Raw genomic sequence first — 24,038 nt, forward strand, 5'->3', positions numbered from 1 at the left:
AGAACAGGCCTGATCGGATGACGGATAACCGTCCGGTCGTGACGATGACCGGGATCAGCAAGTCCTTCCCCGGGGTGCGTGCACTCCACGACGTCAACTTCCGGCTCCTCCCCGGCGAGGTGCACGCCCTGATGGGCGAGAACGGCGCCGGCAAGTCGACCCTCATCAAGGTGCTGACCGGCGTCTACGACACCGACGAGGGCACGATCACCCTCGACGGCCAGCCGGTGTCCTTCAGCGGGCCGATGCAGGCCACCGCCGCCGGGGTGAGCACCGTCTTCCAGGAGGTCAACCTCTGCACCAACCTCTCGGTGGCGGAGAACATCTTCATCGGCCGCGAGCCCCGACGCCTCGGCGCCGTCCGCTGGGGGGAGGTTCGCCGCCGCGCCCGGACCCTGCTGGCCCGCCTCGACCTCGACCTCGACGTCAGCGCGCCGCTCGGCTCGTACTCCCTGGCGATCCAGCAGATGGTCGCCATCGCCCGCGCGATCGACATCCAGGCCCGGGTGCTGATCCTCGACGAGCCGACGTCCAGCCTCGACGCCGGCGAGGTGGCGCAGTTGTTCCGCATCATGCGGCAACTGCGCGACGAAGGCATCGCCATCCTGTTCGTGACGCACTTCCTGGACCAGGTCTACGAGATCGCCGACCGCATCACCGTGCTGCGCAACGGCAGGCTCGTCGGCGAGTACCCGACCGCCGAGCTTCCTCAGCTCACCCTGGTCGAGAAGATGATCGGCAAGGAACTCGACGTTCTCGAGGGGATCGAGGAGCACTCCCGGCGGGACGTCGCCGCGCTGGAGAAGGGCACCCCGCTGGTGGCGGTGTCGGACCTCGGTCGGGCGGGTGCGGTCGAGCCGTTCAGCCTCACGATCCACGCCGGCGAGGTGGTCGGCCTGGCCGGCCTGCTGGGCTCCGGCCGTACGGAGGTGGCAAGGCTGCTGTTCGGGGCCGACCGGTCCGACAGCGGTCAGGTCGCGGTGGACGGCAAACCGAGCGGCCTGCGGACCCCCGCACAGGCCATCGGCCACGGCATCGGCTTCTGCTCGGAGAACCGCCGTGCGGAGGGCATCGTCGCCGACCTGTCGGTCCGGGAGAACCTGATCCTCGCCATGCAGGCCGCCCGCGGCTGGCTGCGGCCCATCCCGCGTCGGCGCCAGGACGAGCTGGTCGACAAGTACGTCAAGGCTCTCAGCATCCGGCCGGCCGACCCGGAGGTGCCGGTGCGCAACCTCTCCGGCGGCAACCAGCAGAAGGTGCTCCTGGCCCGGTGGCTGATCACCGAGCCGCGGCTGCTGATCCTCGACGAGCCCACCCGTGGCATCGACATCGGCGCGAAGACCGAGATCCAAAAGCTCGTGACGCAGCTGTCCGACGGCGGCATGGCCGTGCTGTTCATCTCCGCCGAGCTGGAGGAGGTGCTGCGCCTCAGCCACAAGGTCGCCGTGCTGCGGGACCGGCAGATGGTCGCGCAGCTGCCCAACGACGACAGCCTCGACGCCGACCGCGTCATGCAGACCATCGCCAGTGGAACCCACCGGGAGGAGGCAGACCGATGAACGACACCGTGAGCCGCTACCGGGCGATGACTGGTCACCGGCTGTTCTGGCCCGCCGCCGTGCTCGTCGTCATGCTGGCGGCGAACACGATCTACCGGCCCGGGTTCCTGTCCATCGAACTGAAGGACGGGCACCTCTACGGCACACCGATCGACATCCTGCGGCTGAGCGCCCCGCTGATCCTCGTCGCGCTGGGCATGACCCTGGTCATCTCGACCGGTGGCATCGACCTGTCGGTCGGATCGATCTGCGCCATCAGCGGCGCGATCGCCTGCCTGTACATCAGCGAGCAGTCCAACCAGAACAGCCTCGCCGTCGTGCTGACCGCCCTCGCGATGGCGCTGGGGGTCGCGCTCGTGCTCGGCGCCTGGAACGGTGTGCTGGTCGCCGTGATCGGCATCCAACCGATCATCGCCACCCTGATCCTCATGGTGGCCGGCCGAGGTCTCGCCCAGTTGGTCACCCAGGGCCAGATCATCACCATCAACTCCGAGCCGTTCCGGGCGATCGGGCTGGGCCACCTGCTCACCCTGCCGCTGGCCATCTTCATCGCCCTCGCCGCGGCCCTGCTCGTCGCCGCGTTCACCCGCCGCACCGCGCTCGGCATGATCGTGGAATCGGTGGGTGGGAACGCCGAGGCGAGCCGACTCGCCGGAATCCGGTCCGGCCGGGTCATCTTCCTCGCGTACGTGCTCAGCGCCGTCTGCGCCGCGGTCGCCGGTTTCATGATGACGGCCAACGTCTCCAGTGCCGACGGCAACGCCGTCGGCCTGTGGGTGGAACTCGACGCCATCCTCGCGGTCGTCATCGGCGGCACGTCCCTCGCCGGCGGCCGGTTCTTCCTCAGCGGCACCATCCTCGGCGCACTGATCATCCAGACCCTGACCACCACGGTGTACGCCATGAACATCTCGCCGCAGACGTCGCTGCTGTTCAAAGCGGTCGTCGTCATCGCCGTCTGCCTCATCCAGGCGCCGGCCTTCCGGGCCCGGTTCACCCGCCGCAGGAGCAGTGCCCCACCGCCCAGCCCCGTCACCGACTCGCCGAAGGAGCAGGTGCCGGCATGACCACCGGATCGCTCACCGCCGGCCGTACCCGCCTCCGGCTGCCGAGGCGGCAGATACCCGTCCTGGCCACGCTCGCCCTGCTGCTGGTCATGTACGGCGTCGGCGTGTCCCAATACCAGGCGTTCTCCAACGTGCAGGTCATCTTCAACGTCTTCATCGACAACGGCTTCCTGCTCGTCGTCGCGGTGGGGATGACCTTCGTGATCCTCACCGGGGGCATCGACCTGTCGGTCGGATCCGTCGTCGCCATGACGGCGATGGTGTCGGCCTCGCTGCTCCAGAAGGGCCTTCCGGCGGCGCTCGTTCTCGTCATCGCCCTTCTCATCGGCCCGACGCTCGGCCTGCTGATGGGTTGCGCCATCCACTTCTTCGAGATCCAGCCGTTCATCGTCACGCTCGCCGGGATGTTCTTCGCCCGGGGGATGTGCACGTTCATCTCCGGCTCGTCCATCCCGATCTCCGACGGGTTCTGGACCAGGATGTCGCAGGAGCGGATCGGTGATCCCCGGGGCAACTTCGTCTCGATCAGCGTGCTCGTCGCCTTCGCGGTGGTCCTCGTCGCCGCCTACACGCTGGCCTACACCCGTCTGGGGCGCAACGTGCACGCCATCGGCGGCAACCCGCAGTCGGCGCTGCTGATGGGCCTGCCGGTGGGGCGTACGCGGATCGCCGTCTACACGATCAGCGGCCTGTGCTCCGCGATCGGCGGGATCCTGCTGTCCTTCTACACCCTCTCCGGCGCGCCCCTGATCGCCGTCGGCATGGAGTTGGACGTCATCGCGGCCGTCGTCATCGGCGGCACCGTGCTCACCGGTGGCTCGGGTTACGTCTTCGGCACGGTGCTCGGCGTCCTGGTCCTGGGTGTGATCCAGACCCTCATCACGTTCGACGGGAGCCTCAACTCCTGGTGGACCAAGATCGTGATCGGCGGCCTGCTCTTCGCGTTCATCCTCCTCCAGCGGCTCATCGGAATCCGTTACAAGTGATCGCCCCTCTCGCGGAAGGCAACCCCATGGCACCACACACCGCACCCGAGATCTGGTTCCTCACCGGCAGCCAGGGCATGTACGGCGAGGAGACTCTCCGGCAGGTGGCCGAGCAGTCTCGCGTGATCGCGGCCGCGCTCGACGACTCGCCGCAGATCCCCGCCCGGGTGGTCTGGAAGCCGGTCCTGACCAACAGCGGTGACATTCAGCGGGTCTGCCGTGACGCGGCCGCGCAGGGCGCGATCGGGGTGATCGCGTGGATGCACACCTTCTCGCCGGCGAAGATGTGGATCGCCGGCCTGGACGCGCTGCAGACACCGCTGCTGCACCTGCACACCCAGGCCAACGTCCTGCTGCCGTGGGACGAGATCGACATGGACTTCATGAACCTGAACCAGGCCGCACACGGCGACCGCGAGTTCGGGTACATCCAGACCCGTCTCGGTGTCGCGCGCAAGACCGTCGCCGGGCACGTCAGCGATCCGCGGGTGACCGCCCGGGTCGGGGCGTGGGCTCGTGCGGCGCTCGGCTGGTCGGCGATGCGGTCGCTGCGCCTGGCTCGCTTCGGCGACAACATGCGCGACGTCGCCGTGACCGAGGGCGACAAGGTCGAGGCGGAGCTGCGCTTCGGGGTGTCGGTCAACACGTACGGCGTCAACGACCTGGTCGAGGTGGTCGGCGGGGTCGCCGACGCGCAGGTGGACGACCTGGTCAAGGAGTACGACGACAGCTACCGGATCGTCGGCGAGCTGCGGCCCGGGGGCGAGCGGCACGACTCGTTGCGCTACGCCGCACGCCTGGAGCTCGGCATGCGCGCCTTCCTGGACGCCGGCGGGTTCCGGGCGTTCACCACGAACTTCGAGGACCTCGGCGGCCTGCGCCAGCTGCCCGGCATCGCCGTGCAGCGGCTGATGGCGGACGGCTACGGCTTCGGCGGCGAGGGCGACTGGAAGACCTCGGTGCTGGTCCGGACCCTCAAGGCGATGTCCGTGGGCGTGGACGGTGGCACGTCGTTCATGGAGGACTACACCTACGACCTCACCCCGGGCGAGGAGCTGGTGCTCGGCGCGCACATGCTCGAGGTCTGCCCGAGCATCGCGGGCGGCGTGCCGGACGTCGAGATCCACCCGCTGAGCATCGGCGGGCGCGAGGACCCGGTCCGGCTGGTGTTCGACGCGGCACCCGGTCCGGCGGTGGTGCTCGGGCTGGCCGACATGGGTGAGCGCTTCCGGCTCGTGGCCAATGAGATCGACGTGGTGTCACCGCCGCAGCCGCTGCGGCGGCTGCCGGTGGCCCGGGCGGTCTGGCGTCCGCGTCCGCACCTGCCCGGTTCGGCCGAGGCGTGGATCACCGCGGGCGCCCCGCACCACACCGTGCTGTCGCAGGCGGTGGGCGTGGAGGAGTTGCACGACCTGGCCGAGATGAGCCGGACCGAACTCGTCGTCATCGACGCCGGCACCGAGCCCCGCCGCTTCGCCGACGAGATCCGCTGGAACCAGGCCTACTACCGGCTGGCCCGCGGGTTCTAGCGTGATCACGAGACGGTGAGGCGGTGACCGTGACGGGCGGCGTGGGCGGCGGGATGCCCTGCCCAGGCAGGAGACGCGCGCGCCGCCCGCGCCGTCGGCCCCGACCGGCCGGACGCCTGGTCAGGGTGTCGGTTGACGTAGACTGTCGGCCATCCGGCGCTGGTCAGTGGGGGTTCGGCACCGGCGTGGCGGCTGCGCGGCGGGGTCGGCCGACCGCTCTGGTCGACGTCGGCGGGCCGCGGCTTCGGGTACACAGACGGGGGAAGTGACATGGCCGTGCATGGTCCGGCGATGACGGACGTCGCTCGTCTGGCCGGTGTCTCCCACCAGACGGTGTCGCGGGTGCTCAACGGGCACCCCAATGTGCGTGAGCAGACCCGGTTGCGGGTGCGGGCGGCGATCGCTGAGCTGGGCTACCGGCCCAACGGCGCCGCACGTGCGTTGGTGACCGGCCGGTCGCAGGTGATCGGCGTGGTCGCGCAGAACACGACGTTGTACGGGCCGGCGTCCTTGCTGGCCGCGTTGGAGCAGACCGCCGCGGAGGAGGGTTTCGCGGTGAGTGTGGGCAGCGTGCGGGACCTGGACTACCGTTCCATCTCGGCCGCGGTCGAGCGGCACCTGTCGCACCGGGTCGCGGGCATCGTCGTCATCGCGCCGGTGGAGTCGGCCGGTGAGGCGCTGGAACGCCTGCCCAAGGACGTGCCACTGGTCACCGTCGACGGTGACCCCCGCCGGCCGGTGCCGTTGGTGACGGTCGACCAGGTGGCGGGTGCCCGGGCGGCGACCGAGCATCTGCTCGACGCCGGGCACCGCACCGTCTGGCACGTGTCGGGGCCGTCCGACTGGTTCGACAGCGTCGGGCGGATCGAGGGCTGGCGGGAGGCGCTGCTGGCCGCCGGGGTTGACCCGCCACCGTTGATGCAGGGGGACTGGTCCGCGGCCTCGGGCTACCGGTGTGGGCAGCTGCTGGCGCGGATGCCGGAGGTCACCGCGGTCTTCACCGCCAACGACCACCTCGCGCTCGGTGTGCTGCGCGCGTTGCACGAGGCTGGTCGGCGGGTGCCGGACGAGATCAGCATGGTCGGCTTCGACGACGTGCCGGAGGCGGCATACTTCATCCCGCCGCTGACCACCGTCCGGCCGGACTTCGACGCGGTGGCGCAGGCGAGCATCCAGCTGTTGCTGGCCCAGGTCGAGTCGGGCACCGCCGGGGCGCTGCGGCAGACCATCGCCCCGAGCCTGGTTTCCCGCGACAGCGTCGCCGCACCGCCCCGACCCTGACCGGCGCGCCCGCCCGGTGGACGCCGTGCGCCGGCGCACGGCGTCGGTCCTGGTCCAAGGTGGACGACCGTTTCGGCTCCGCTCGCCGACGGGTCCTCCGTTACGAGACCGTGACACCGGTATTTCCGACTAAGTGTTGACGTGCTCTATGTGAGCGCTAACACTACCCGGAAGGTGACAGGTGGCCCCGGCGGTCGGCGGGGGAGTCCAGAGAGGAGAAGCCCGTGGGCAGGAAGTTCCTGGTTGCTCTCGGCAGCGCGGTGCTGGCGCTGAGCCTGGCGGCATGCAGTGGCGAGGGTGCGGGCAGCGGCGGTGACACCAGCGGAGAGAAGCCCGGCGACCTGACCATCGGTGTGTCGATGCCGACCCAGACCTCCGAGCGGTGGATCGCCGACGGCAACGCGGTGAAGCAGAAGCTGGAGGCGAAGGGCTACAAGGTCGACCTCCAGTACGCGGGCGACGACATCCCCACCCAGTCGCAGCAGGTCGACCAGATGATCACCCAGGGCGCCGACGTCCTGGTCGTCGCGGCGATCGACGGTACGGCGCTCAGCGGCCAGTTGCAGGCCGCCGCCGACGCGAAGATCCCGGTGATCGCGTACGACCGACTGATCCGCGGCAGCAAGAACGTCGACTTCTACGTCAGCTTCGACAACTACAAGGTCGGCGTCGCCCAGGCCACCGCGCTGCTGGTCGGCCTCGGCCTGCAGAACAAGGACGGCTCGCAGGGCACCGCGAAGGGCCCGTTCAACGTCGAGTTGTTCGCCGGGTCGCTCGACGACAACAACACCCAGTACTTCTTCGGCGGCGCCATGGACACCCTGAAGCCGTTCATCGACGGCGGGACGCTGAAGGTCAAGTCGCGCCAGACCACCATCGAGCAGGTGGCCATCCTGCGGTGGCAGCAGGAGACCGCGCAGAAGCGGATGGAGGACCTGCTCACCTCCAGCTACAACGACGGCGCGCGGGTCGACGGGGTCCTGTCGCCGTACGACGGCATCTCCCGGGGCATCATCACCGCCCTGCAGAACGCCGGCTACGGCGCCGCCGGCAAGAAGATCCCGGTGGTGACCGGCCAGGACGCGGAGATCGCCTCGATCAAGCTGATCAACGACGGCGTGCAGGGCTCCACCGTCTTCAAGGACACCCGCCTGCTCGCCGACCAGGCCGTGAACGCCGCGGAGGCGTTCCTGCAGGACAAGCAGCCGCAGGCCAACGACACGCAGACGTACAACAACGGCGTCAAGGTCGTGCCGTCGTACCTGCTGCCGATCGCGACCGTCTACAAGGACGACATCAAGGCTACGCTGATCGACTCCGGTTACTGGACGGCGGAAGAGGTCGCCGCCGGTCAGGCCAAGAAGTAGCCGTCCGCCGGGCTCGGCGTTCGCCGCCGGGCCCGGCGCCATGGCGTACCGCGTCCCGATCCTGACGATGAGGACAGTGACCATGGACGACACCATCCTCGAGATGCGTCGTATCACGAAGACCTTCCCCGGGGTGACCGCGCTGGAGGACGTCACCCTCGCGGTGCGCCGGGGCGAGATCCACGCCATCTGCGGCGAGAACGGCGCCGGCAAGTCCACCCTGATGAAGGTGCTGTCCGGCGTCCACCCGGCCGGCTCGTACGACGGTGAGATCCTCTTCGACGGCGAGCCGATGCAGTTCCGCGGGATCCGGGACAGCGAGGCCAACGGCATCGTCATCATCCACCAGGAGCTGGCCCTGGTGCCGTACCTGTCGATCGCCGAGAACCTCTTCCTCGGCAACGAACGACGGGGCCGCAGCGGGCTCATCGACTGGAACCGGGCCAACGCCGACGCGGCGGAGCTGCTGGCGTCGGTCGGGTTGCACGAGAACCCGGTCACCCCCGTCATCCAGCTCGGCGTGGGCAAGCAGCAGCTCGTGGAGATCGCGAAGGCGCTGTCGAAGAAGGTGCGCCTGCTCATCCTCGACGAGCCGACCGCGGCCCTCAACGACGTCGACTCGGCTCACCTGCTCGACCTGTTGCGCCAGCTCAAGGAGCAGGGGATCACCTGCATCATGATCTCCCACAAGCTCAACGAGATCACCGCGATCGCCGACTCGACCACTGTCATCCGCGACGGGCGCGCGGTGGAGACCCTCGACATGAGGGCCGAGGACGTGACCCAGCAGCGGATCATCCGGGGCATGGTCGGGCGCGACCTGGACGCCTTCTATCCCGACCGGGTGTCGTCCCCCGGCGAGGAGGTGCTCCGGATCGAGGACTGGTCGGTGCGGCACCCGACCCAGGAGCGGATGGTCGTCGAGGGTGTCGGCCTGTCCGTGCGGGCCGGTGAGGTCGTCGGCATCGCGGGACTGATGGGTGCCGGGCGCACCGAGCTGGCGATGAGCGTGTTCGGCCGGTCGTACGGCCGCGACATCACCGGACGGCTGTTCGTGCACGGGCGGGAGGTCAGGGCCCGTACCGTCGCGGAGGCGATCGACAACGGCATCGCCTACGTCACGGAGGACCGCAAGCGCTTCGGCCTGAACCTCATCGACGACGTCCGCCGCAACGTCTCCGCCGCCGCGTTGGCCCGGCTGGCCCGGATGGGCTGGGTGAACGGCAACGAGGAGATCAAGGTCGCCGAGGCGAGCCGGCGGGAGATGAACATCAAGACGCCCAGCGTCATGGCGGTGGTCGGCAAGCTCTCCGGCGGCAACCAGCAGAAGGTCGTGCTGTCGAAGTGGCTCTTCACCGACCCAGACGTGCTGATCCTGGACGAGCCGACGCGCGGCATCGACGTCGGCGCCAAGTACGAGATTTACACGATCATCAACCGGCTGGTGGCCGAGGGCAAGGCGGTGGTCATCATCTCCTCCGAGCTGCCGGAGCTGCTCGGGATGTGTGACCGCATCTACACCCTGGCGGCCGGCCGGATCACCGGTGAGAAGCCGGTCGGCGAGGCGACCCAGGAGAGCCTCATGGAGCTGATGACCAAGGACAAGGAGCTCGTCGGATGACCAGCATCAGGACCCCCTCGACGGAGCGCCCGAAGCCCCCGGACAGCACGCCCGCCGCCGCCCTGCACACCGGGACGAGCGACCTGCGGGCCCTGGTGTTGAACAACCTGCGGCAGAGCGGGATCTACGTCGCCCTGGTCGTCATCGTCGCGCTCTTCGCGATCCTCACCGACGGGGTGTCGCTGAGCCCCGGGAACATCACCAACATCGTCCTGCAGTACTCGTACATCCTGGTGCTCGCGATCGGGATGGTCATCCTGATCATCGGTGGGCACATCGACCTGTCGGTGGGGTCGGTGGTCGCGCTGACCGGAGCGGTCTCCGCCGTCCTGGTGATCCAGCAGGGCTATCCGTGGTGGGTCGGCGTCCTGGCCGCGCTGGTCGTCGGCGTCGCGGTCGGCGCCTGGCACGGCTTCTGGGTGGCGTACGCCGGGATCCCGGCCTTCATCGTGACCCTGGCCGGAATGCTGCTGTTCCGTGGCCTCACGCTGCGGGTGCTGGACAACATCTCGCTGTCGCCGTTCCCGGCCGAGTACCAGCGCGTCGCGGCGGGATTCCTCAACGGACTGCTCGGCGGGCAGGGCTTCGACGCCTTCACGCTGCTGATCGGCGCGGTCGCCGTGGCCGGGTACGCGGTGAGCGGCTTCCGTACCCGCGTCGCGCGGATCCGCTACCAGCAGCCCGTCGAGTCGTTCCCGCTGTTCGTCGCCCGGGTCGCCGTGGTCGGCGCGGTCATCATGTACTTCGCCTGGCAGTTGGCGCACGCCCGTGGGCTTCCGATCGTGCTGATCATCCTGGCGGTCCTCGTCCTGGTCTACGGCCTGCTCACCCGGCGCACCGTCTTCGGTCGCCAGGTCTATGCGATCGGCGGCAACCTCTCGGCCGCGGCGCTGTCCGGGGTGAAGGTCCGCACCGTCAACTTCTGGATGTTCGTCAACATGGGCTTCCTGGCGGCGGTGGCCGGCGTCATCTACTCCTCCCGGTCCAACGGCGCGCAGCCCGCCGCCGGCAACATGTTCGAGCTGGACGCGATCGCCGCCGCCTTCATCGGTGGTGCGGCGGTCACCGGCGGGGTGGGCACCGTGGTGGGCGCGATGGTCGGTGGTCTGATCATGGCGGTGATGAGCAACGGCATGCAGTTGATGGGTGTCGACCAGTCGACGCAGTCGGTGGTGAAGGGGCTCGTGCTGCTCGTGGCCGTGGCCTTCGACGTCTACAACAAGCGACGCGCCGCAGGGACCCGCTGACCCCGGGACAGTGCGTGCCGGCACGCCTCCGGGGCTCGTTCGTCCGTGCGCCCTCCTGTCGAGCTGCCCCAGAACTGGGGCAGCTCGACAGCGTTTTGGGCAGGCCCTCGGGCCGGTGGCGGCTCTGCCTCGCCCAAAGGCTCGCCCCGACCCGGGACCCACGGGCGGGGCTGTCTTCGCAACGTCGGCGAGGGTGGTTCCCGCAAGATCGGTCACCGAACGGGCCGACGACCGGGCCGATTCGGTCAGCGGGTCACGGCCTCGAATCGCCGGATGTCAGGTCGTAACGCCAGGGCGCGCGTCCGACCCGGGCACAATCCGGGCGTCCGTGCGCCCGCTGTGAGCCTCGCCACATCGATGCGCCGGTGCTAGACAGGACGAAGACGCAGCGGTGCCAGCCGAGGAGGTGCGGGATGCAGGCTCAGGGGCGGCGGCATCGGATCCTGGAGTTGGTCCGCGCCGAGGGTCAGGTGCTGGTCGCCAAGCTCGCCGTCGAGCTGGCGGCAGCGCCGGAGACCATCCGTCGGGACCTGCGGGTCCTGGAGGAGCACGGGCTCGTGCGGCGTACCCATGGCGGGGCCTACCCGGTGGAGAGCGCGGGCTTCGAGAGCAGCCTGGCGGTGCGCACCACCCGGCGGGTGCACGACAAGCGTCGGATCGCCGCCGCCGCCGTCGGTCTGCTCGAGGACGCGGAGACGGTGTTCATCGACGAGGGGTTCACCCCCCAACTGATCGCCGAGGCGCTGCCCCGGGACCGGCAGCTCACGGTGATCACCGCGTCGCTGATCACGGCCGCCGGCCTCGCGGCCGCCCCGGCGATGACCGTCCTGGTGCTCGGCGGCAGGGTTCGCGGCCGGACACTCGCCACTGTGGACCACTGGGCCGGCGACATGCTGGCCGGTTTCGTCATCGATCTGGCCTTCGTCGGCGCCAACGGGATCACCCGCGACCACGGGCTGACCACGCCCGACCCGGCCGTCGCCCACGTCAAGTCCCGGGCCATGCGGGCCGCCCGGCGCCGGGTCTTCGTCGGCCTGCACACCAAGTTCGGTGCGAGCAGCTTCTGCCGCTTCGCGGACGTCGCCGATCTGGACACCATCGTCACCGACGCCCACCTCGGGGCCGCCGAGGCGCACCGATACTCCGCGCTGGGGCCGCAGGTCATCCGGGTCTGACGCCCGCCGCCACACCACACCGCCATCACCGACTGCCCTCTGGGAGGTTCGTTGTGCCGCATCGTGCCCGAATAGTCGCCGTCGCCGTCCTGGCGGCCACCTCCACCGTCCTGGCGACCGCCGGCTGTAGCGGCGCCGGTGGCGGAGGTGACGCCGGCGGCGCAAAGACGATCAACGTACTCATGGTCAACAACCCGCAGATGCTGGACATCCAGAAGCTGACCGCGGACAACTTCACCAAGCGGACCGGCATCACGGTCAACTACACCGTCCTGCCGGAGAACGACGTCCGTGACAAGATCAGCCAGGAGTTCTCCAGCCAGGCCGGCCAGTACGACGTCGCCACCATCAGCAACTTCGAGGTGCCGTTCTACGCCAAGAACGGCTGGCTGACCCCGCTGGACGACTTCGTCGCCAAGGACAGCGCGTTCAACCAGGGCGACATCCTGCCGCCGATGACGACGTCACTGACCGCCGCCGACGGCAAGCTGTACGCGGAACCGTTCTACGGTGAGTCCTCCTTCCTGATGTACCGCAAGGACGTCTTCGCCGCCAAGGGCCTCACCATGCCCGAGAAGCCGACCTGGCAGCAGGTCGCGGACCTGGCCGCGAAGGCCGACGGGGCGCAGCCCGGGATGAAGGGCATCTGCCTGCGCGGCCAGCCGGGTTGGGGTCAGGTCTTCGCGCCGCTCACCACGGTGGTGAACACCTTCGGCGGCACCTGGTTCACCAAGGACTGGCAGGCCCAGGTCAACTCTGCGGAGTTCACCCGGGCCACGAAGTTCTACGTGGACCTCGTCCGCAGGCACGGTGAGGCAGGTGCGCCGCAGGCCGGTTTCACCGAGTGCCTGAACAACTTCATCCAGGGCAAGGTCGCCATGTGGTACGACGCGACCTCCGCCGCCGGGTCCATCGAGGCCAGCTCCTCGCCGGTCGCCGGCAAGGCCGGGTACGCCCTGGCTCCGGTGGAGCGGACGGCCAGCTCCGGCTGGCTCTACACCTGGGCGTGGGGCATCCAGAAGGCCAGCAGGAACGCGGACAACGCGTGGAAGTTCATCTCCTGGGCGTCCAGCTCCGAGTACGAGCAGTTGGTCGGCAGCCAGCTCGGCTGGGCCAAGGTGCCAGACGGCAAGCGGGCGTCGCTGTACGCCAACCCGCAGTACCAGCAGGCGGCGGGTGCGTTCTACCGGGTGACCGAACAGGCCATCACCACCGCCGACCCGAGCAATCCCGGCGTACAGCCCCGGCCGGCGCCCGGCATCCAGTTCGTCGGCATCCCGGAGTTCACCGACCTCGGCACCCAGGTGTCGCAGGGCGTCAGCTCGGCGATCGCCGGGCGGACCTCGGTCGAGCAGGCCCTCGCCGACGGGCAGCGGCTCGCCGAGCAGGTCGCTGAGAAGTATCGCGGCAAGTGACCGTCAGGTGGTGCCGGTCCCGCCGGGCGGGAACCGGCACCACCACAGGAGTGGAGGCAGCGATGAGCGCTGTGGACCTGCGGGCCGCGAGCGCGACCGGAGACGTACCGGCCCGCGTCCCGTCCGACGGGCGGCGGCAGTGGCGGCGGCAGCAGTGGATCCGCCGGGCACCGCTGTTGCCGGCCCTGATCTTCACGATCGTGGTGACCCAGCTGCCGTTCGTGGCGACCCTGGTCATCTCGTTCCTGAACTGGAACTCGCTCTATCCCGACGAGCGCCGGTTCACCGGTCTGGACAACTACGCGGCGGTCGCCTCGGACCGGGTGCTGCGCGGCTCGGTGGTGACCACCATCCTGCTCACCGTCCTGGTGGTGATCATCAGTCTGCTGATCGGGTTGGGGCTGGCCCTGCTGCTCGACCGTTCGTTCCCGGGCCGGGGGATCGTGCGGACCCTGATGATCGCCCCGTTCCTGGTGGTGCCGGTCGCGGCGGCGCTGCTGTGGAAACACGCGCTCTACAACCCGGAGTACGGCCTGTTCAACGGGATGCTCGCCGTCGTCGCGAACTGGTTCGGGGTGGCCGCGCCGCAACCGGACTGGATCTCGAACTTCCCGCTGCCGGCGGTGGTCGCCTCGCTCGTCTGGCAGTGGACACCGTTCATGATGTTGATCCTGCTGGCCGGCCTGCAGAGCCGTCCGCTGGATGCCCTCGAGGCCGCCCGGGTCGACGGCGCCGGGCCCTGGCAGGTGTTCCGGTACGTGACCCTGCCGCACCTGCGCCGCTACCTCGAACTGGGCGCGCTGCTCGGGTCGATCTACATCGTGCAGAACTTCGACGCCGTCTTCACCATCACCTCGGGTGGTCTCGGCACCGCCAACCTGCCGTACACCATCTACACCACCTTCTACCAGGCACACGACTACGGACGGGCCTCGGCGGCCGGGGTTGTCGTGGTGATCGGCTCGATCATCATCGCCACCTTCGCGTTGCGGGTGGTGCTGTCGTTGTTCCGAGAGGAGACGAAGCGATGACTGCCCCCGCTGTCGCCGTTCGCAGGCCGCGCAGCCGCGGCGGCGCCCTGCTCGGCCTGCTCGCCTGGCTGCTCGGCCTGCTGTTCTTCGCGCCGGTCGGCTGGATGGTGCTGACCTCGCTGCACAGCGAGGCGGACGCGGCCCGCAACCCGCCCGCCTTCACCGCGCCGCTGACCCTCGACGGCTACCGCGAGTTCTTCGGCGCGTCGAGCGGCGCGAGCCCGTGGCCACCGATGCTCAACTCGGTCACCGCCAGCGTCGTGTCGACCCTGATCGTGCTCGCACTGGCCATCCCGGCGGCGTACGCGCTCGCGGTGAAGCCGGTCCGCAAGTGGACCGACGTGCTGTTCTTCTTCCTGTCCACCAAAATGCTGCCGGTGGTCGCCGCGTTGCTGCCGATCTACCTGATCGCCCAGACCGCCGGGCTGCTGGACAACATCTGGTTGCTGGTCATCCTGTACACCTCGATGAACCTGCCGATCGCGGTCTGGATGATGCGGTCGTTCCTGGCCGAGGTGCCGGTCGAGATCCTGGAGGCCGCGGCGCTCGACGGCGCCCGGCTGCCGGCCATCCTGCGTCGGGTCATCCTGCCGGTCACCGCCCCCGGGATCGCCGCGACCGCCCTGATCTGCTTCATCTTCAGCTGGAACGAGATGTTGTTCGCCCGGGTGCTGACCGGCGTCGTGGCCGGCACCGCGCCGGTCTTCCTCACCAGCTTCGTCACCAGCCAGGGCCTCTTCCTGGCCCAGGTGTGCGCCGCCGCGACCGTCATCTCGCTGCCGGTGCTCGCGGCCGGGTTCGCCGCTCAGGACAAACTCGTGCAGGGACTGTCGTTGGGAGCCGTCAAGTGAGAGCCGCAGTGATCACCGCGCCGGGCAAGGTCGAGGTCACCACCGTCGAGGATCCCACCCCGGGCCGCCGCGAGGTGGTGGTGCGCGTCGCCGCCTGTGGCCTCTGCGGGACGGACCTGCACATCCTGCGGGGCGAGTTCGCGCCCACCTTGCCGGTCGTGCCCGGGCACGAGTTCGCCGGCGAGGTGGCCGCGCTCGGCGCCGACGTCACCGAGTTGGCCGTGGGCGACCGGGTCGCGGTCGACCCCTCCCTCTACTGCCACGAATGCCACTACTGCCGGCTCGGGCGCAGCAACCTCTGCGAGCGCTGGGCCGCCATCGGGGTGACCGTCGCCGGCGGCGCCGCCGAGTACGCCGTCGCTCCGGTCGCCAACTGCGTCCGGCTGCCCGAGCACGTCCGCACCGAGGACGCCGCCCTGATCGAACCGTTGTCCTGCGCGGTGCGCGGCTACGACGTGCTGCGAACCCAACTCGGCTCGCACGTGCTCATCTACGGGTCCGGCACGATGGGCCTGATGATGCTCCAACTCGCCAAACGCACCGGCGCGGCCAGCGTGGACGTGGTGGACGTCAACCCGGAGCGTCTGATCACCGCCCGCACCCTCGGCGTCTCCCGCACCGCCGCCAGCCCGGACGAGCTGGACGAGCCGCGCGGCTGGGACCTGGTGGTCGACGCCACCGGAAACGTTGCCGCGATCCAGGACGGCCTCACCCGGGTCGGCAAGGGTGGCACGTTCCTCCAGTTCGGCGTCGCCGACTACGACGCCCGCGCGGTCATCGAGCCGTACCGGATCTACAACCAGGAGATCACCATCACCGGGTCGATGGCCGTTCTGCACAGCTTCGAACGGGCCGCCGACCTGTTCGCACAGGGCGTGCTCGACCCGGAGGTGTTCATCAGTGACCGGCTGAGCCTGGACCGTTACCCCGAGGCGTTGGACCGTTTCGCCGCCGGTTCCGGCCGCAAGATCCAGGTTCGGCCGTAGGCCGCCGGTGCGGACGGGCGGGCGATCCCGCTGCGCCGTGACCGGCGCAGCGGGATCGACCGGTCAGTGGCAGTTGCCGGTGCCGCTGTCGTTGTAGGTCTGCCCGGCGACCGGCACGAACTGCCAGTCGTAGCTGCCGGCGTGCAGGGTGAACTTCAGGACCCCGTACGCCGAGCTGTTGCGGGCCTCGCTGTTGGGCTGGATGGTGCCGAAGCTGTAGTGGCTCGCACCGCCCATCCCGGCGACGAAGCTGCGCATACCCCGGCTGGCGTCGGCGCCACCGGCCGGGTTCATCGGGCCGAACCGCTCGTACACGTGGTTGTGTCCCCAAACGACCACGTCGGCGTTGTGGTCGTAGAGGGCCTGGTACAGCGGACGCGTCGACGTCGACGGCGCGTGGTTGGAGCTGGACGTGAACAGCGGGTGGTGCCAGTAGGCCAGCGTGCACGGCTTGCTGCTGGCCGTCAGGTCGGCGCGCAGCCACTGCTCCTGGGTCGAGCCGGCCGACATGCTGATGTTCGAGTTCAGCGACACGATGTGCCAGTTGCCGAGGTCGTAGGAGTAGTAGCCGCGGCCACTCGGGCCGGCCTGGGTGCCGAAGTAGGTGTAGTAGGGGGTGGCGCCCGACGTGTTGTAGTCGTGGTTGCCCGGCGTCGGGCGGGTGCGGGCCTTGTGCCGGCCCCAGGTGGGGTCGTAGTAGCTGGTGAACTCGGCCGCGGTGCCGTTGTCGTAGACGTTGTCGCCGGTGGTGAAGACCGTCCCGGGGATGGTGTCGAGCAGCGCCGCGGTGGCGCTGTCGCCGGAGCCGGAGTTGGCGATGTCGCCGACCCCGACCAGGACCGGGTCGCCCGACGGCGGCGGCGTGGTCCCGGTCGTGACGACCAGTTGCGGTGCGTCGGCGCCGCTCTCCCGCGAGTCGTAGTAGGCGCCGTCGCCGCTGGCGGAGGTCACTCCGAAGCTGTACGTGCCGTTGCCGGTGACCGCTGCCCGGACGTCGAGCTCGTACCAGGTGTTGCCGCTGACCGCCCCGATGGAGCCGAGGGTGGCCCCGTCGATGGCCGGCTGGTTGCTCCAGGTGGTGCCGGTCTCCGACCAGGTCGTGTTGGACATCCGGCGGAACGTGCCACCGGCGTCGCTGCCGCTGTTGCCGCTGATCGTGCGCAGCCGCAGTTTGGCCGTGGTCACCGTGCCGCTGACGCCGCTCACGGTGAAGCGCAGGAACGACCGTCGGACGGGCGAGTTGTCGGCCACGACCTGCGTGGACGTGCCGTAGTTGGTGGACGTCGTGTCGCTCTGGACGTAGGTGTCGGCGACCGGCGTGAACGTCACGCTCGCCGCCGACGCTGCTCCTGCGCCGCTCACGACGACGGCGGCGGTGGCGGCGACCAGCACCGCGACCGCGCCGAGCGTCACCGACGGGCGAGGGAATCGAATGTCCATCCAGGACCCCTTCTCTGCGTTTGTGAAGCGCAAGGAACGTAGGAGGGTCGCCGAACCGGCGGACTACGGCCACTTGAACAGTACGCTCAAGCAGCGAAACATTCCGATATTACCGAGGTGTTCACCCACCACATGCCCGCTCGCCCCCGACGGACCCTTGTGGCCCCTCCGCTCGATCGCCACGATGGCTGACCGTCGGCCACCGATTCGAGGAGATGCTCGTGTACCTGTCGACCGTCTCCCGACCGGACGGGAATCCGCCCGCCTCCGGCCGGCCCCGCCGCAGGTTGGCCCTGGTCAGCGGCAACGTCGTCGCCCTGGGCACGGTCAGCCTGATCACCGACGTGTCGGCCGAGATGGTGACCGCCGTCCTGCCGCTCTACCTGGTGCTGGGCCTGCAACTCAGCCCCCTGGCCTTCGGCGTGCTCGACGGCGTCCACACCGGCGCGAGCGCCCTGCTGCGCGTCGTCGGCGGCTTCGTCGCCGATCGGTTCCGTCGGCGCAAGCTGGTCGCCGGCGTCGGCTACGCGCTCTCGGCGGTCGCCAAGCTCGGCCTGCTGCTCGCCGGCCGGTCGGTGCCGGCCATCGGCGCCGTCATCGCCGTCGACCGGCTCGGCAAGGGCCTCCGCAGCGCACCGCGGGACGCGCTGATCACCCTGTCGACGCCACCCGAGGCGCTCGGCCGGGCCTTCGGGGTGCACCGGGCCATGGACAGCGTCGGCGCGTTCCTCGGGCCGCTCGCCGCGTTCGCGGTGCTGCTGGCCGTCGGGCAGTCGTATGACGCGGTCTTCGTCACCAGCTTCTGCGTCGCCGCGCTGGCCGTCGTCGTCCTGGTGCTCTTCGTCCGGGAGCGCCCGTCCGGCGAACCGACGGACGGCCCGGACGACCCGAAGGTCTCCGTACGCGAGGCGCTCGGTCTGCTGCGCAGCCGGCCCGCCCGCCGCCTGCTGCTGGCAGCGGCGCTGCTCGGGCTCGCCACGATCGGCGACGGCTTCGTCTATCTGCTGCTGCAACGCCGCGAGGACCTCGGCCTGCGGTGGTTCCCGCTGCTCGCGGTGGGGACCAGCCTGGCCTACCTGGTGCTCGCCGCCCCACTCGGTGTGCTCGCCGACCGGATCGGCCGGCTGCCGGTGGTGGTGGGCGGCTACGCGGCCCTCGGCGTGACGTACCTGCTGCTGGCCGGCCCGGTCGACGGCTGGCCGGTGCTCGCGCTGACACTGGCGCTGTACGGCGCGTTCTACGCGGCCACCGACGGCGTGCTCATCGCGCTCGCCGGGCCGGTGCTGCCACCACGGCTGCGGACCACCGGCATCGCGCTCGTGCAGACCGGGCAGGCGTTGGCGTACCTCGTCTCCTCGGTCCTGTTCGGTCTCGCCTGGCAGGTGTGGGGCCCGCAGACCGCGATCCGGGTCGCGGCCCTGGCCGTGGCCGTCGTCCTCGTCGCCACGGTGCTTCTGCTGGCCTCGCCGTCCCGACTGCTCACCCGGAAGGTGTCCCGATGACGATGTCGACCCGAACGAAGCTCGGTGTGGTGACCGCCTCGGCGGTGCTGCTCGGCGCCGTGGCGGCCGGCTACGCCGCCACGGCCGCGCAACCGGACCGGCCCCCGCCGCCCGCCGCCGGCGCCGACCAGGCGGTCACCCTGGCACCCGGGCCGCGCCTGCTGACGGTCACCGACCGGCACGTGTCCTCCGTCGCCACGGCCGACCCCACCGGGCCACGCACCGTGTCCGGCCTGGAATGCCTGCGGGTGTACGCCGCGGCCGGCACCGGCGTGTGCCTCAGGCCGGAGACCCCCTGGACGTACCAGGTCGTCGTGCTCGACGCCGCGCTCCGCCCGACGCGGTCGGTCGCCGTGCCCGGCCTGCCCAACCGGGCCCGGGTCTCCGCCTCCGGCCGGATGGTCTCCTGGACGACGTTCGTGGGCGGCGACTCCTACACCAGCAGCGGGTTCTCCACCCGTACCGGGATCCTCGACACCACCACCGGCGCCACGGTGACGTCGCTGGAGGAGTTCGCGGTCACCCGGGACGGCCGCGCCTACCGCAACCCCGACGTCAACTACTGGGGCGTCACCTTCACCGCCGACGACAACGTCTTCTACGCGACCATGTCCACCGCCGGGAAGCGGTACCTCGTGCGGGGTGACGTCACCGCCCGCCGGGTGGAGACGGTGAAGGAGAACGTCGAGTGCCCGTCGCTGTCACCGGACGGCACCCGGATCGCCTTCAAGGAGGCCCTCGACGCCGACCCGGGGAAGGGGTGGCGGCTGTCGGTCCTCGACCTGGCGACCATGCGGGTGACCGCGACGGCGGAGACGGCCAGCGTCGACGACCAGGCGGCCTGGCTGGACGCCGGGACGCTTGCCTACACGCTGCGGCAGAGCGACGGCCGGCCCGACGTGTGGGCCGTCCCGGCAGACGGCACCGGCGCGCCGAAGCTGCTGGTGCCCGGGGCCGAATCCCCGTCGCCGCTGACCTGACGTGGCACCTCGACTGTCGTGAGTGGACGTACGGCCGCCGCCGCTGCGAGCGGGCTGAGCAGACCGGATCAGGGGCCGTCCTTCGTCGTCGGAAGGCGGCCCCTGCCGGCCGGCGGGGTCGCCGTCGCGCGTAGGGTGATCGATCCGTCGGAGTGGTCGACCTCGAAGAGCGTCCCGGCGGGGAAGGCCGCCAGCGTCTCCGGCGGCAACTGAATGGTGCCGTCCCCGGCCACCACGGCGAAGTCCCGGCCGTCCCGGCCCTCGGCGCCCACCCGGCCGTCCCGGATGGTGACGGCTCGACCCAGCCGGGCACCCACGTCGCCGTCGTGGGTCACCACGACAACGGTCGTCCCTCGTTCGGAGTTGATGGTGGCCAGCGCCCCGAGCACCTCGTCCCGGCCGGCCCCGTCGAGCTGACTGGTCGGCTCGTCGACGAGGAGCAACCCGGGCCCGGCGGCGAGCCCCTGCGCCAGTGCGGCCCGCTGACGCTGCCCTGGGGTCAGGTCGCCGGAGCGGCGCGCGCCGGCACCGGCGAGACCGACGAGCTCCAGGATCGCCTCCGGCGGATCCAGCCGGCGTCCGGCGATCCGCGCCGCCGGCCGCTGGGCCAACCAGATGTTGCGCCACAGCGACACGTACGGCAGCAGGTTGCGCTCGGCACCCTGCAGCACGGTGCCGACGGTGGGCCCGCGAAGGGCGGCCAGACCGGTCGGGGAGAGCCGGGACAGGTCGTGCTCACCCACGTACACCCGTCCGGCGCTGGGTCGCATGAGACCGCCGAGTATCGACACCAGAGTGGACTTGCCCGAGCCGGACGGGCCGACCAGCGCGAGCATCTCACCGGCGGAGATGGACAGGTCCACACCCGAGAGCGCGACCACGTCGCCGGTCCCGGTGGAGTAGATGTGGATCAGCCGGTGGCAGGTGACCGGTACTCCCGCAGCGGGCGGTGCGGTGGTCATCGGCCGGTCCGGCGACGAATTGAGGCGGCGACGAACCGGCCGAGCACCGCCGCGGTGACGGCGAAGAGCGCGACGGTGGGCGCCGCGAACAGCAGCAACCGGCCGATGTCCGGCCAGTCCGGCAACGGGACCGGCGAACGCCCGTCAGTGAACATGCGCTGCCCACTCCGGGTCAGAAGCCAGATCAACAGGGTGGCGAGACCGCCCGACACGGTGGCGACGCCGACCGGCCACCCGTAGCCGCCGCGGACGGCGCGTGCGGGGAGCCCCTGCCGCCGGAGTGCCACCAGCATCGCGACCCGGTTTCGTTGCTCGGCAGCTGCCGCTGTGATGAGACCGGCCGCCCCGATCAGGACCCCGGCCAACGCGGCGAACAGGTTGAATCGCAACGCCAACGCCGCACCCTGCTGGTCGAACCCCTGTCGCACGCTGGCGATCCTCCGGTCGTACCGAATGACCAGACCCTGTGCCCGCAGCCGGTCGAGCGTGTCGGCGGGTGCCGTCGGCGTCAACCAGACCTCCTTGACGCCGGTCTGGCCGGCGACGGCGAGCCGGTCGGCGTACTCCAGGTCGACGATCATGCCGGATCCGCCGAGCCGCGGCAGCCGGTCCGCCAGGCCCTCGACGGACGCCTGGGTGGGTGTCCCGTCGATCCCGTCGTACGGATGGCTCCGCTGCAGGGGTGTCCCCTTGGACCGGGTCAGCCAACCGGGTAACGGAAGCGGTGCGTCGACCACCCCGATGGTGGTCGGCTTCGACCGCCGACCCTCCACCATGCCCAGGACCAGCGCGGCATCCCCACCACTCCCAGCGGAGAGATAGGTGTCTTCCGGATCGGACAGCCTCCACCGCCTCAGATCGGCCAACTCCGCTCCCGTCAGCCGTGCCGCGTCGCCGTCACCGGTGCGCAACTCGTCGAAGCGCACCGTCAACTGATCGGGCGTGACCGGGGCGACGATCTCAAGGTTGACCAACCGGCATTCCGGTACGCACTCGGGCACGTGCACGAGGTACTCGCGGAGGTTGGGCTTGAGGTCCTTGTGGGCGGTGATCCGGCGGGTGCCGGTCCTGCTGGCGACCGAGACGAAGAGGCGGACACGGTTGCCGCCGAAGGCGGCCTCGTCGTAGCTGGCGGAGAGGACGACGGTGAGCAGACGCCCCCGCAGCAGGACCGGTGCCCCCGGCGGCTCGGGGCGGATGTTTCGTGCGACGTCAGTCAGGGCCACGCCATATGACGGGTGCGGCGCCGCCACCGTCGCCAGCCGATCGGAATCCACGGCGAGCACCGACGTGCCAGCTCCGGTGGCCACCTCCTTCACCACGGCGGCCATCGCGAAGCGGCCCTCGGGATCGGCGGCCCGGACGGACTCCAGCAGGTGCCGATGCGACAACGCGTCGACGCCGACCACGCGGGGTGCTCCGACCTCGACGGTCGCCCGATCCGAGTAGGCGGCCGACGCGACCTCGTTCGTCGCGGCGGTGAAGGTGAGCATCGCGATCACCACGGTGAGCAGTGCGATCAGCGGCCGGAACCGTGGCTGGCGGGCCACCTGGACGAGGGCGAGACCGGACGCGGTCCGGCCTCGTGCCAGCAGCGCCGCGCCCACCGCCGCCCCAGCGATCATGGCGACCCGTGCCAGCAGGACGCCCGCCGCGAGCGCACCGACGACCGGTGCCAACAGCGCCAGCCCGGAGGGTGAACCGCCGAAGCGCAACTGCACCACGGCGGCCACGGCGACGGTCAGCGCGGCGATGTCACCGATAGTCGCTCGCCATCCCCGCATCCGTGCCGGCACCCGACGTAGCAGGTCAACGACCGGCGCGGACATGGTCCGGGCCTGGGCCAGCAGCACCGCGGCCAGCGCACCGACGGCGCCGACGGCGGCGTAGCCGATCGCGGTCGCGCTCAACGTGACGTCGGCATGGGCGGACAGGGTGTGCGCGGCGAGCAGTTTGGCGGCGGCGAGGCCGACCAGGCAGCCGAGTGGGATCGCCACCAACACGGGTACGGCGTGCTCGCCGAGCGCCAGCGCCCACAGCCGTCGGCGCTGGACCCCGCGCAGCAGGAGCAGGCCCTGATCCGGTCGACGCTCGTCCGCCGCCGAACTGACCGCCACGAACAACACCAGCCAACTGAGCAGGACGAGCAGCCCGGCACCCAGCGTCACGCCGGCGGCCAGCTGCCCGCGCTGGAGCGTGACACGGTCGAGCAGCTCCGGCAGAGCGGTGCCCGCACCGACGCCCTCGCGGCTCCCGTCGCGGGTGACCGCCGCGACGGTCGACCGCAGGGCCTCCACCGACCGGGTGCGCAGCAGCTGCTCGGTGACGAACACGTCGGCCGTCGATCGGTACAGGATGACCTGATCGTCGACCAGGGGAGAGGACTCGGCGGTGAAGATGGCATCCTGGGAGCTGCCCACGGCCGACGTGGACGCCGGACCCGGCGCGGGTGGCCGAAGATACTCGTCGCCCAGCCAGAACGGGTCGGAGGCGTCCAACGGCCGGTAGACACCGGCCACGCGCACCGGCACCGCGCCGAATGTGAACTGGTCGCCGGTTGCGACACCCAGGTGGGCTGCGGTGTTGGTGCTGACCATCACCTCGGGTAGCTGGCCCTTCGGAGTGGACCGGGGACACGCGCCGGCAACGACGACCCGCTCGCAGACCTGCGCCCGGAAGATCAGGTTGGAGGTCACCGTCCCGGCCGGGCCGGCGGCGACGCCACCGCTCTGCGCGCCGAGGACGACCTCGAACCCGGCCGGCGTGAGCCGCGCGACCTGAGCGCCGAACACGCCCCGCTCGGGGTTACCGGGCATGCCCGGGTATTCGGTGGGATCGACGAGCCGCAGTCGCAGCTCGTCCGGCTCGGCGGTGGAGAGCTCGTTGCTGGCGAGGGCCTGCCCGGCGGCGGCCACGTAGCTGGGTGCGGCCGCGGCGGCGGCACTGGCGAGCACCGCGAGCAGGAGCACCGCCAGGGCTTGGGCCCGGCGGGCCGCGAGCGCGCCCCAGATGACGGCCAACATTGTTGGTCACGGTATC

At 70.5% G+C, this 24,038-nt stretch carries 18 protein-coding genes; 15 read left to right on the top strand and 3 right to left on the bottom strand.

Going from position 1 to position 24,038, the window contains the following annotated elements:
- Positions 1–17 precede the first annotated feature (17 nt).
- The 13 genes from AB0K07_RS08210 to AB0K07_RS08270 all read left to right on the top strand — a co-directional run bounded on the left by AB0K07_RS08210 (position 18) and on the right by AB0K07_RS08270 (position 16,115).
- The gene (locus tag AB0K07_RS08210) at positions 18–1,559 is read left to right on the top strand and encodes a sugar ABC transporter ATP-binding protein (protein WP_363751930.1); all 1,542 of its coding nucleotides are present in this window, start codon (positions 18–20) and stop codon (positions 1,557–1,559) included.
- A complete protein-coding gene (locus AB0K07_RS08215) occupies positions 1,556–2,626 on the top strand; it encodes an ABC transporter permease (protein WP_363751932.1) in 1,071 nt (356 codons plus the stop codon). Before AB0K07_RS08210 ends, AB0K07_RS08215 begins: the two co-directional genes overlap by 4 nt.
- Positions 2,623–3,612 (top strand): galactofuranose ABC transporter, permease protein YjfF, encoded by a 990-nt coding sequence (yjfF, locus tag AB0K07_RS08220; RefSeq protein ID WP_363751934.1) that lies wholly within the window; start codon positions 2,623–2,625, stop codon positions 3,610–3,612. The genes AB0K07_RS08215 and yjfF overlap by 4 nt, the downstream gene beginning before the upstream one ends.
- A 26-nt stretch (positions 3,613–3,638) precedes the next feature.
- Positions 3,639–5,141 carry an L-arabinose isomerase gene (araA, locus tag AB0K07_RS08225; protein ID WP_363751937.1) on the top strand — a complete coding sequence of 501 codons (1,503 nt, stop codon included), beginning with the start codon at positions 3,639–3,641 and terminating at the stop codon, positions 5,139–5,141.
- 291 nt (positions 5,142–5,432) lie between these two features.
- A complete protein-coding gene (locus AB0K07_RS08230) occupies positions 5,433–6,422 on the top strand; it encodes a LacI family DNA-binding transcriptional regulator (RefSeq protein ID WP_363751940.1) in 990 nt (329 codons plus the stop codon).
- A 224-nt stretch (positions 6,423–6,646) separates the two neighbouring features.
- Positions 6,647–7,789: a multiple monosaccharide ABC transporter substrate-binding protein gene (gene chvE, locus AB0K07_RS08235; RefSeq protein ID WP_363751943.1), complete on the top strand. Its 1,143-nt coding sequence runs from the start codon at positions 6,647–6,649 to the stop codon at positions 7,787–7,789.
- A gap of 82 nt (positions 7,790–7,871) precedes the next feature.
- Positions 7,872–9,410, top strand: coding sequence for a multiple monosaccharide ABC transporter ATP-binding protein (gene mmsA / locus AB0K07_RS08240; protein ID WP_363751945.1), 1,539 nt, complete (start codon positions 7,872–7,874; stop codon positions 9,408–9,410).
- Complete coding sequence (gene mmsB, locus AB0K07_RS08245) at positions 9,407–10,657, top strand: multiple monosaccharide ABC transporter permease (RefSeq protein ID WP_363751947.1); 1,251 nt, start codon at positions 9,407–9,409, stop codon at positions 10,655–10,657. The genes mmsA and mmsB overlap by 4 nt, the downstream gene beginning before the upstream one ends.
- A 413-nt stretch (positions 10,658–11,070) precedes the next feature.
- Positions 11,071–11,832: a DeoR/GlpR family DNA-binding transcription regulator gene (locus AB0K07_RS08250; RefSeq protein ID WP_363751950.1), complete on the top strand. Its 762-nt coding sequence runs from the start codon at positions 11,071–11,073 to the stop codon at positions 11,830–11,832.
- A 53-nt stretch (positions 11,833–11,885) separates the two neighbouring features.
- Positions 11,886–13,247 carry a sugar ABC transporter substrate-binding protein gene (locus AB0K07_RS08255; protein ID WP_363751952.1) on the top strand — a complete coding sequence of 454 codons (1,362 nt, stop codon included), beginning with the start codon at positions 11,886–11,888 and terminating at the stop codon, positions 13,245–13,247.
- 62 nt (positions 13,248–13,309) lie between these two features.
- Positions 13,310–14,278: a sugar ABC transporter permease gene (locus tag AB0K07_RS08260; protein WP_363751954.1), complete on the top strand. Its 969-nt coding sequence runs from the start codon at positions 13,310–13,312 to the stop codon at positions 14,276–14,278.
- Complete coding sequence (locus tag AB0K07_RS08265) at positions 14,275–15,129, top strand: carbohydrate ABC transporter permease (RefSeq protein WP_363751956.1); 855 nt, start codon at positions 14,275–14,277, stop codon at positions 15,127–15,129. The genes AB0K07_RS08260 and AB0K07_RS08265 overlap by 4 nt, the downstream gene beginning before the upstream one ends.
- Entirely contained in the window at positions 15,126–16,115 is a 990-nt protein-coding gene (locus AB0K07_RS08270; protein ID WP_363751958.1) for a zinc-dependent alcohol dehydrogenase family protein, read from the top strand. The genes AB0K07_RS08265 and AB0K07_RS08270 overlap by 4 nt, the downstream gene beginning before the upstream one ends.
- A gap of 63 nt (positions 16,116–16,178) precedes the next feature.
- Here AB0K07_RS08270 and AB0K07_RS08275 read toward each other — a convergent pair whose 3' ends face one another.
- A complete protein-coding gene (locus tag AB0K07_RS08275; RefSeq protein WP_363751961.1) occupies positions 16,179–17,555 on the bottom strand; it encodes a DNRLRE domain-containing protein in 1,377 nt (458 codons plus the stop codon).
- Positions 17,556–17,776: 221 nt separating this feature from the next.
- On the opposite strand from AB0K07_RS08275, the gene AB0K07_RS08280 reads away from it, so the two are divergent.
- Together AB0K07_RS08280 and AB0K07_RS08285 are read left to right on the top strand one after the other, a co-directional pair.
- On the top strand, positions 17,777–19,057 hold the full coding sequence (locus tag AB0K07_RS08280) for an MFS transporter (RefSeq protein WP_363751963.1): 1,281 nt from the start codon (positions 17,777–17,779) through the stop codon (positions 19,055–19,057).
- Entirely contained in the window at positions 19,054–20,037 is a 984-nt protein-coding gene (locus tag AB0K07_RS08285; protein ID WP_363751966.1) for a hypothetical protein, read from the top strand. The genes AB0K07_RS08280 and AB0K07_RS08285 overlap by 4 nt, the downstream gene beginning before the upstream one ends.
- Positions 20,038–20,105: 68 nt before the next feature.
- On the opposite strand, the gene AB0K07_RS08290 is transcribed toward AB0K07_RS08285, so the two are convergent.
- Both AB0K07_RS08290 and AB0K07_RS08295 read right to left on the bottom strand, forming a co-directional pair.
- Positions 20,106–20,999, bottom strand: a complete 894-nt coding sequence (locus AB0K07_RS08290) for an ATP-binding cassette domain-containing protein (protein ID WP_363751969.1) — start codon at positions 20,997–20,999, stop codon at positions 20,106–20,108.
- Positions 20,996–24,022: an FtsX-like permease family protein gene (locus AB0K07_RS08295; RefSeq protein WP_363751971.1), complete on the bottom strand. Its 3,027-nt coding sequence runs from the start codon at positions 24,020–24,022 to the stop codon at positions 20,996–20,998. The genes AB0K07_RS08290 and AB0K07_RS08295 overlap by 4 nt, the downstream gene beginning before the upstream one ends.
- Positions 24,023–24,038: the final 16 nt, after the last annotated feature.

This window comes from Micromonospora sp. NPDC049301 (assembly GCF_040678715.1).
Lineage (GTDB): Bacteria > Actinomycetota > Actinomycetes > Mycobacteriales > Micromonosporaceae > Micromonospora.